General features: G+C 73.0%; 11 protein-coding genes. 6 read left to right on the forward strand and 5 right to left on the reverse strand.

Annotated features, from left to right (window positions below; genetic code table 11):
• Window positions 1-186: 186 nt before the first annotated feature.
• Window positions 187-1,236 (forward strand): ROK family protein, encoded by a 1,050-nt coding sequence (locus tag JNW91_RS27590; RefSeq protein WP_203178355.1) that lies wholly within the window; start codon window positions 187-189, stop codon window positions 1,234-1,236.
• A 65-nt stretch (window positions 1,237-1,301) separates the two neighbouring features.
• Here the strand turns inward: JNW91_RS27590 and JNW91_RS27595 are convergent, their stop codons facing one another.
• The gene (locus JNW91_RS27595) at window positions 1,302-1,502 is read right to left on the reverse strand and encodes a DUF397 domain-containing protein (RefSeq protein WP_203178357.1); all 201 of its coding nucleotides are present in this window, start codon (window positions 1,500-1,502) and stop codon (window positions 1,302-1,304) included.
• 5 nt (window positions 1,503-1,507) lie between these two features.
• Window positions 1,508-2,353, reverse strand: coding sequence for a helix-turn-helix domain-containing protein (locus JNW91_RS27600; RefSeq protein ID WP_203178359.1), 846 nt, complete (start codon window positions 2,351-2,353; stop codon window positions 1,508-1,510).
• 277 nt (window positions 2,354-2,630) lie between these two features.
• Here JNW91_RS27600 and JNW91_RS27605 point away from each other — a divergent pair, with 277 nt between their 5' ends.
• Window positions 2,631-2,849, forward strand: coding sequence for a hypothetical protein (locus tag JNW91_RS27605; protein WP_203178360.1), 219 nt, complete (start codon window positions 2,631-2,633; stop codon window positions 2,847-2,849).
• Between the two features lie 195 nt (window positions 2,850-3,044).
• Window positions 3,045-4,145: a D-alanine--D-alanine ligase family protein gene (locus tag JNW91_RS27610; protein ID WP_203178362.1), complete on the forward strand. Its 1,101-nt coding sequence runs from the start codon at window positions 3,045-3,047 to the stop codon at window positions 4,143-4,145.
• A 68-nt stretch (window positions 4,146-4,213) separates the two neighbouring features.
• Here the strand turns inward: JNW91_RS27610 and JNW91_RS27615 are convergent, their stop codons facing one another.
• Window positions 4,214-4,903 carry a DUF3515 family protein gene (locus tag JNW91_RS27615; RefSeq protein WP_309244501.1) on the reverse strand — a complete coding sequence of 230 codons (690 nt, stop codon included), beginning with the start codon at window positions 4,901-4,903 and terminating at the stop codon, window positions 4,214-4,216.
• Window positions 4,904-5,137, reverse strand: a complete 234-nt coding sequence (locus JNW91_RS27620; RefSeq protein ID WP_013284547.1) for an Lrp/AsnC ligand binding domain-containing protein — start codon at window positions 5,135-5,137, stop codon at window positions 4,904-4,906.
• Between the two features lie 153 nt (window positions 5,138-5,290).
• Here JNW91_RS27620 and JNW91_RS27625 point away from each other — a divergent pair, with 153 nt between their 5' ends.
• Window positions 5,291-6,223, forward strand: coding sequence for a thiamine-phosphate kinase (locus tag JNW91_RS27625; protein WP_203178368.1), 933 nt, complete (start codon window positions 5,291-5,293; stop codon window positions 6,221-6,223).
• A gap of 29 nt (window positions 6,224-6,252) precedes the next feature.
• The gene (locus JNW91_RS27630) at window positions 6,253-6,714 is read left to right on the forward strand and encodes a GNAT family N-acetyltransferase (RefSeq protein WP_203178366.1); all 462 of its coding nucleotides are present in this window, start codon (window positions 6,253-6,255) and stop codon (window positions 6,712-6,714) included.
• 115 nt (window positions 6,715-6,829) lie between these two features.
• Here the strand turns inward: JNW91_RS27630 and rpmB are convergent, their stop codons facing one another.
• Window positions 6,830-7,021, reverse strand: a complete 192-nt coding sequence (rpmB, locus tag JNW91_RS27635) for a 50S ribosomal protein L28 (protein ID WP_007456456.1) — start codon at window positions 7,019-7,021, stop codon at window positions 6,830-6,832.
• Window positions 7,022-7,185: 164 nt separating this feature from the next.
• On the opposite strand from rpmB, the gene JNW91_RS27640 reads away from it, so the two are divergent.
• Window positions 7,186-7,639: DAK2 domain-containing protein (locus JNW91_RS27640; protein ID WP_203178367.1), on the forward strand; the 454-nt coding region annotated here is incomplete at its 3' end.

Genomic DNA, 7,639 nt, shown 5'->3' on the forward strand with positions numbered 1-7,639 from the left:
CACCGCCCCACCTGACCCGCCTGACCCGGGTCGATCATGGAGTTGTGGTGCCTCCTTCACCGCCATAACGGTTACTTTGTCACCCACCACACTCATGATGACGGGGCGGGTCGGGCCGGGCGTGGCGGGGGGAGAGGGGTTGGCACTAGCCTCGGCTCACACTCATGACGGCGGGAGGCGGTTTCGGTGGGCAGCGCAGGGGTGCCGGTGGTCGTCGGGCTGGACAACGGCGGCACCAGCAACAACGCCACGGTGCTGACGGTGGACGGCCGGTTCCTGGTGGACGGGCTGCTGGAGATCCCCAGCGAGGTGCGCGCCGGACCGGAAGCGGCGATCGAGGCGCTGGCCCGGGCACTGGACGGCGCACTGGCGCAGACCGGCGTGCCGCGCGAGCTGGTCCGGGCGGTCGGGCTGGACACGCCCGGCCCGGCCAGCGCCGCCGGCGTCATCTCGTCGCGTGGCTCGACCAACTTCTCCCAGCCGGCCTGGCGCGGTTTCGACGTGCGGGGCGCGCTGGAGCGGCGGCTCGGTCTGCCGGTGATCTACCACAACGACGGGAACGCGGCGGCGCTCTACGCCCACCACGTGTTCTTCGGCGCCGACGCGATGAGCCGGTCGTCGGTCGCCGCGATCGTCGGCACCGGCCTCGGCGGCGGGGTGGTCGAGAGCGGCCGGGTGATCGCCGGCGCGGCCGGGATGGCCGGGGAACTGGGTCACGTGCACATCCCGCTGAACGGGCTGCTCGGCCCGGGGCAGCCGGAGCCCACCTGCGCCTGCGGCTTCACCGGCGACGTGGAGAGCGTCGCCTCGCTGACCGGTATCGAGCGCAACCTGCTGCCGTACTGGCTGACCCGCTACCCCGACCACCCGCTGGCCGCCGAGCCGCTGGCGCGGGCGGCGAAGCTGGTCCGGGGCTACGGCGAGCAGGGGGACGCGCTGGCCCGGGACCTCTTCGCCCAGCAGGCGATGGCGTTGGGCCGGCTGTTCACCGTGGCGGCCAACTTCACCGACCCGCACGCGTACTTCGTCGGTGGCGGGGTGGTGGAGGCGGCGCCGGAGTTCCGGGACTGGTTCCTGGCGACGGTCCGCGAACACACCGTGCTCCGGGAGGAACAGGCGGCCGTGGCCACCTTCGCCCTGGTGCCGGAGCGGGACATGGCCGGTGCCCGGGGGGTGGCGATCGCAGCCCTGGAGGCCCTGCGCACCGTGCCGGAGTCCCGTCCGCTCGTGGCCTGAGCGCGCCCGGGTCGTCCCCGACCCGCCCGTGCGCCCGGCGGGCCGCTCGGCGGCGCGGGGGTTGTTCAGCCGCGGGGTGGGGCCTGGGCGAACGCGGCCCACGCGGTCGGCGGGAAGAGCAGGGCCGGACCGGCGGGGTCCTTGGAGTCGCGGACGGCCACCAGCCGCGGGATCGCGGCCACCTCCACGCAGGCGCCCTCATCGCCGCTGCGGCTGCTCTTGCGCCACGCCGCCACGGCCAACGCCGCTGTGATCGTCGGTGTCATCGGTCCTACCGTCCCTTCAGGACTGACAGGAGCATCGCCCGGCTGTCCGCCGGGCTGAGCGCCACGCTGCGCAGATGCTCCATGATCTTGGTGCAGGTACGCGTCTCGCCGGCCCGGTCGAGGATCATCTGGCCGGCGACGGTCTCCACCGAGGCGATGATCGGATCCTCCGGATCGGCGAACTCCAGGATGTGCAGCGAACCCCGGGTGCCACGGTGGTAGCCGGCGGAGAGGGGGATCACCTGGACGGTGATGTTCGGCAGCTCGGCCATCTTGACGAGGTGGCGTAGCTGCCCGTCCATCACCGACTGGTCGCCGACCGGGCGGAGCAGTGCGCCCTCGTCGATGACCGCGTCGAGGATCGGCGGGTCGTCGCCGGTGAGCCGCTGCTGACGGTCGAGGCGGACCTTGACCCGCTGCTCGACGAGGTCGTCGCCGAGGGTGTGTGGGCCGCCGCGCATCACGCCGCGGATGTAGTCGGCGGTCTGGAGCAGGCCGGGCACCACCGAGGGCTCGAAGTTGGCGATGGCGGTCGCCTCGGCCTCCAGCGCGATGAAGTCGATGGTGCGGGGGTCCAGCAGGTACGAGTACGACACCCACCAGCCCGGTTTGCGGGCGTCCTTGGCGAGCTGCACCGCCGATGCCACCTCCTCCGCGCCCACCCCGTACGAGGTCAGCAGGGCGCGCACGGTGGCCGGGGTGATCAGCGTCTGGGCGTTCTCGTACCGGGAGAGGGTGCTGCGGGTGCTGTTGATCTCATCCGCCGCGGTCTCCAGCGTCAGCCCGGCGGCTTCCCGGTGGTGGCGCAGGGCGATGCCGAGCCGGCGGGCGCGGGCGGTCTTCGGGGCCATGCATCGATGGTCGCACACATTTGTGGGAACGTCTGCATGAGAGAACGTCGATGAGAGTTGCATTCACGGCTGCACACGTGTCAATCTGTCATCGCGTCCTCACCGCCGGTTGTCGTGGCGACGGTGGTGGTGAGCGACCGGAGGGGATGGGGCGCGCGGCGATCGGGTTTCTCCCCCGTGCCCGATCGCCGCGTGCCGCAGCCATCCCGGCCCCGCCGGAAGGAGACGACGTGCGTGACGGTCCGCAGCCCCCCGCCGTGCACCCGGGCGGCCGGTGATGACCCGCTTCCTGGTGGTGCTCACCGACGTGCGTCCCGTCGAGGGCATCGAACGCAACGAACGGACCGCCCCCGAGCGACGCCGGCAGGTGGTCGGCGCCAGCAGCAGGGAGGCCGCCGACCGGATCGCCGGGGCGTTCATGGCGCTGGGCATGGTTCGGGCCGGCCGGCAGCGGGTCAAGGTGATCGCGGTCGGCCGCCGGCACGCCCGGGACTGAGCAGACCCGCGCCGCCGATCGATGCGGCACCCTTCCTCCCGTCACGCACCGTATAACCTCTGTTGACCGAATGCCGCGTACCGCCGTGGCTCGTCGGGTATCGCCTCGCCCCACCGCCACGCACAGTAAGGTCAACCGGGTGAGCGCCACCGGCGAGCACGACCAGCCGCAGTCGCGTACGAAGAGGTGACCGGTTTGACCACCCCAGGCAAGACCCGCGTGGCGATCGTCTTCGGCGGCCGCAGCCCGGAGCACGGCATCTCCTGTGTCAGTGCCGGCAGCGTGTTCGGCGCGCTCGACCCCGACGAGTACGAGGTGGTGCCGGTGGGCATCACCCGGGCCGGCCAGTGGGTGCTGACCAGCGGCGATCCCGCCCAGTTCGCGATCAACGCCCGCCAGCTGCCGGAGATCACCGCGGACTCCGGCGACGACATCGTGCTGCGCGCCGACCCCACCGGCAACGGGCTGATGGTGCTCGACCCGACCGAGGGCCCCCGCGCCCTCGCCGACGTGGACGTGGTCTTCCCGGTGCTGCACGGCACGTACGGCGAGGACGGAACCATCCAGGGAATGCTGGAGATGGCCGGCATCCCCTACGTGGGCGCGAACGTGTTCGCCTCCGCCGCCGCGATGGACAAGGAGTTCACCAAGAAACTCTGCGCGGTGGAGGGCATCCCGGTCGGCCCGTACGCGGTGCTGCGCAACGGGATGACGCTCAGCGAACAGGACAAGGACCGGCTCGGCCTGCCGGTCTTCGTGAAGCCGTCCCGGGCCGGCTCGTCGTTCGGCATCACCCGGGTCACCGACTGGGCGCAGCTCGACGCGGCGGTCGCCACCGCGCGGCAGTTCGACCCCAAGGTCATCATCGAGGCGGCCATCGTCGGCCGCGAGGTCGAGTGCGGTGTGCTGGAGGGCGAGGCCGGCGGTGCGCCCGAGGCATCCGTCCTGGCCGAGGTGCGGGTCGTCGCCGACCACGACTTCTACGACTTCGAGGCGAAGTACCTCGACGACTCCTGCGAGTACGGCATCCCGGCCGGGCTGCCGGAGAAGGTGACCCGCCAGGTGCAGGAGTACGCCGTCCGGGCGTTCACCGCACTGGACTGCGCCGGTCTGGCGCGGGCCGACTTCTTCGTCACCCCCGAGCTGGACGTCTACCTCAACGAGATCAACACGATGCCCGGGTTCACCCCGACGTCGATGTTCCCGCGCATGTGGGCGGCCTCCGGCCTGGAGTACCCGAAGCTGGTCAACCGCCTGATCCGCACCGCCCAGCGACGCGGCGTCGGCCTGCACTGAGGCCGCCGGCCCGCCCGCGCCGAGCCGGCGCGGGTCGGGTCAGCCCGGCCGATCCGGCGCCGGTCGGGTCAGCCCCGGCAGCCGGCGGGTACGGCACCGCCGGAGGGCACCGTCGCCACGATCGTGCTGGAGATCGGCGCCGCCCACTGCAACGGCTGCTGGTAGGAGTTCGGGATGGTTACCGTGACCGGCGTCTCCCGGTCGACCGTGGTGAGCACCGTCGCGTCGCCCTGTTCGACGGGGTGCCAGCAGACCGAGTTCACCCGCCAGACCTCGTCGGTGGCCGGGACGGTCGGCTCGGTGCCGCCGCAGGTCACGGTGAGGGCCGGATCGCCGTACGCCGCGTTCTGCTCCGGGCCGGCGGTGACCGGGCGCTGGGCCAGGTCGCGGATGGTCTGCGGCAGCTGGGAGACCAGAGCGCGACAGACCGTGGCCGGACGGGCGGCCAGCGCCGGGGCGGCCATCTCCACGGGGGTGGAGGACTGCGCCCGGGACGTGGTCGCGGAGGGGCTCGGCGCGGCGGCCGGCGCGTCCGGGGAGAGCTTCGCGAAGGCCAGCACGGCAACCAGCAGGGTGACCGGCAGCGCGATCAACGTGGCCAGCAGCGCGGCGCCGCGGATCGTCCGATCCCGGCCGCCCGGCGCGTCGGCGCCCGGGTCCTCCGGCTCGCGGATACCGTCAGCCGGCTCGGGCGTCCCGCCGGGCGTTTCGTCGTCGTCGACAGCAGCGGAGGAAGAGGAGGTCGTCATCTCGTCCACTTACAACCGCACCACCGAACACGTGAGGGTGCGGGTGATGCCGGGCACCATCTGCACCTTGCTGACGATGAGTTTGCCGAGCTCGTCGACGGTGTTCGCCTCGGTGAGGACGACCACGTCGTACGGCCCGGTGACGGCGTCGACGCGTACCACGCCGGCAAGGTCCGCGATGAGACCGGCCACGTCACGTGCCCGGCCGACCTCGGTCTGGATGAGGATGTACGCCTGTACCACGACTCGACCTCCGTCCGTCGCCGCCGCGGGGCGGCCCGAAGGGTGAAACTACCTTACGGAGCAGGTCCGATCCCTATCGGTGGTCAAGGAGCAGCGGTGAGCGAGCGCGGCGGTGCCGGGCAGAACGGACGGAACGTCGGCGGTGCCGCCAGCGTGGCCGGGATCGGCGAGTTCGGGTTGATCGGGCGGATCACCGCCCGGCTGCCGGTCGGGCCGACGACCCTGCTCGGCCCGGGAGACGACGCGGCGGTGGTGGCCGCGCCGGACGCCCGGGTGGTGGCCTCCACGGATGTGCTGGTCGACGGGCGGCACTTCCGGCGGGACTGGTCGTCGGGGCGTGACGTCGGACACCGGGCGGCGGCGGCCAACCTGGCCGACATCGCGGCGATGGGCGCCACCCCGACCGCCCTGCTGGTCGCTCTCTGCATGCCGGCGGACCTGCCCACCGGCTGGGCGGAGGAGTTGGCCGACGGGCTGGGGGCGGAGGCGGGCACCGTCGGCGCGAGCGTCGTCGGCGGGGACATGTCGGCCAGCCCCACCCTGACCGTCGCGGTCACCGCTCTGGGTGACCTCGGCGGCCGACCGCCGGTGGTGCGCTCGGGCGCCCGCCCCGGCGACGTGCTCGCCCTGGCCGGGCGCACCGGGTACGCGGCGGCCGGGCTGACCGTGCTCACCCGCGGCTTCCGCACGCCCCGGCTGCTGGTCGAGGCGTACCGGCGGCCGCTGGTGCCGTACCAGGCCGGGCCGCAGGCCGCCCGGCTGGGCGCCACGTCGATGATCGACGTGTCGGACGGCCTGCTCGCCGACCTCGGGCACGTGTCCGCGGCCAGTCGGGTGGCGATCGACGTACGCCGCGACGCGTTCGAGGTGCCCCGGCAGATGGCCGACGCGGCGCAGGCACTCGGCGTCGACCCGTACACCTGGCTCCTGGCCGGTGGCGACGACCACGCGCTGGCCGCGACGTTCCCCCCGGCGGTGGCGTTGCCGCCGGAGTGGCGACGGATCGGTGTGGTGACGGACGGTGCTGGTGTGACCGTCGACGGGCTGCCCTACGACGGCCCGAGCGGCTGGGACCACTTCCGGTGAGGCCCGTCTCCCGCCGTATCCTGGACACCGTGAGTGAGATCGAGATCCGGCTGGTGCGTTTCGACGCGCCGGTGGCGCAGCAACTGATCCGCGACGCGCTGGCCGACCTCGGTGCCCGCTACGGCGGCACCGGCGACGACACCCCGGTGGCCGCCACCGAGTTCGAGCCGCCGGACGGCGCGTTCCTCGTCGCCTACCTGGCCGGCGAGCCGGTCGGCTGCGGGGGCTGGCGCAGCCACGGCGCGGACACCGCGGAGCTGAAGCGGATGTACACCGCCCCGGCGGCCCGCGGGCGCGGTGTCGCCCGTGGCGTCCTCGCGGCGGTCGAGCGTTCGGCACGTGAGCAGGGCCGCAAGCGGATCGTCCTGGAGTGCGGCGACAAGCAGCCCGAGGCGATCGCCATGTACACGGCCGCCGGCTACGAGCGGATCCCGAACTTCGGCTTCTACAAGGACGCCGAGGGCTGCGTCTCCTTCGGCCGCACCCTCTGACCGGCCCGAGGAACCGGACGGCCCGGCGCAGACCGGACGGGGATGCGCACGACAAAAGCCGGCGGACCGCAGAGGTCCGCCGGCTGCGCCGTGTGTATGAGGTTGGTGCCGCGCGTCAGGCGCGGGTGACCTTGCCGGCCTTGATGCACGAGGTGCAGACCTGCAACTTCTTGGTGTTGCCGCCACCGGCCGGGGTACGCACCGACTGGATGTTCGGGTTCCAGCGGCGGTTGGTCCGCCGGTGCGAGTGGGACACGTTGTGGCCGAAGCCCGGTCCCTTGCCACAGACGTCGCACACGCTAGCCACGGGATACTCCTGGGATTGATACGTTCATGGGGTCGCCGGCAGGTGCTGCCCGGGCAACCTCGTCAGGTTACCCGATGACCCGCCGACCCGGCCAACCGCCCCGGTCCAGCGGACACGCCGGACGAGTCCGACGGGTGTCAGTCCGCGCCAGTAGGCTTCTGGCCGTGCTGGACACCCTCGACGCCGCAGCGGTCCGCCGCTGGTGTGTGGGTGGGCTGGCGGCGCTGAAGCGCCACCAGGGCGAGATCGACCAGCTCAACGTCTACCCGGTGCCCGACGGCGACACCGGCACCAACCTGGTGCTCACCTTCACGTCGGCTCAGCAGGCTCTCGCGATGGACCTGGACACCCTGCCCGACAGCGGGTCGACCGCGCACGGGCACGCGTCGCGACTGATGGCCCAGGGCGCCCTGCTCGGGGCGCGGGGCAACTCCGGGGTGATCCTGTCGCAGATCCTGCGCGGCTTCGCCGACGCCGTCGCCGCGGTGCCGGCGGTGCGCGGCCGGGAGTTGGCCGCCGCGCTGCGGTCCGCGACCACCGCCGCGTACACCGCGGTCGCCCGGCCGGTGGAGGGCACCCTGCTCACCGTTGTCGCCGCCGCCGCGGACGCGGCCGAGC

The organism is Micromonospora parastrephiae, from assembly GCF_016802865.1.
Lineage (GTDB): Bacteria > Actinomycetota > Actinomycetes > Mycobacteriales > Micromonosporaceae > Micromonospora > Micromonospora parastrephiae.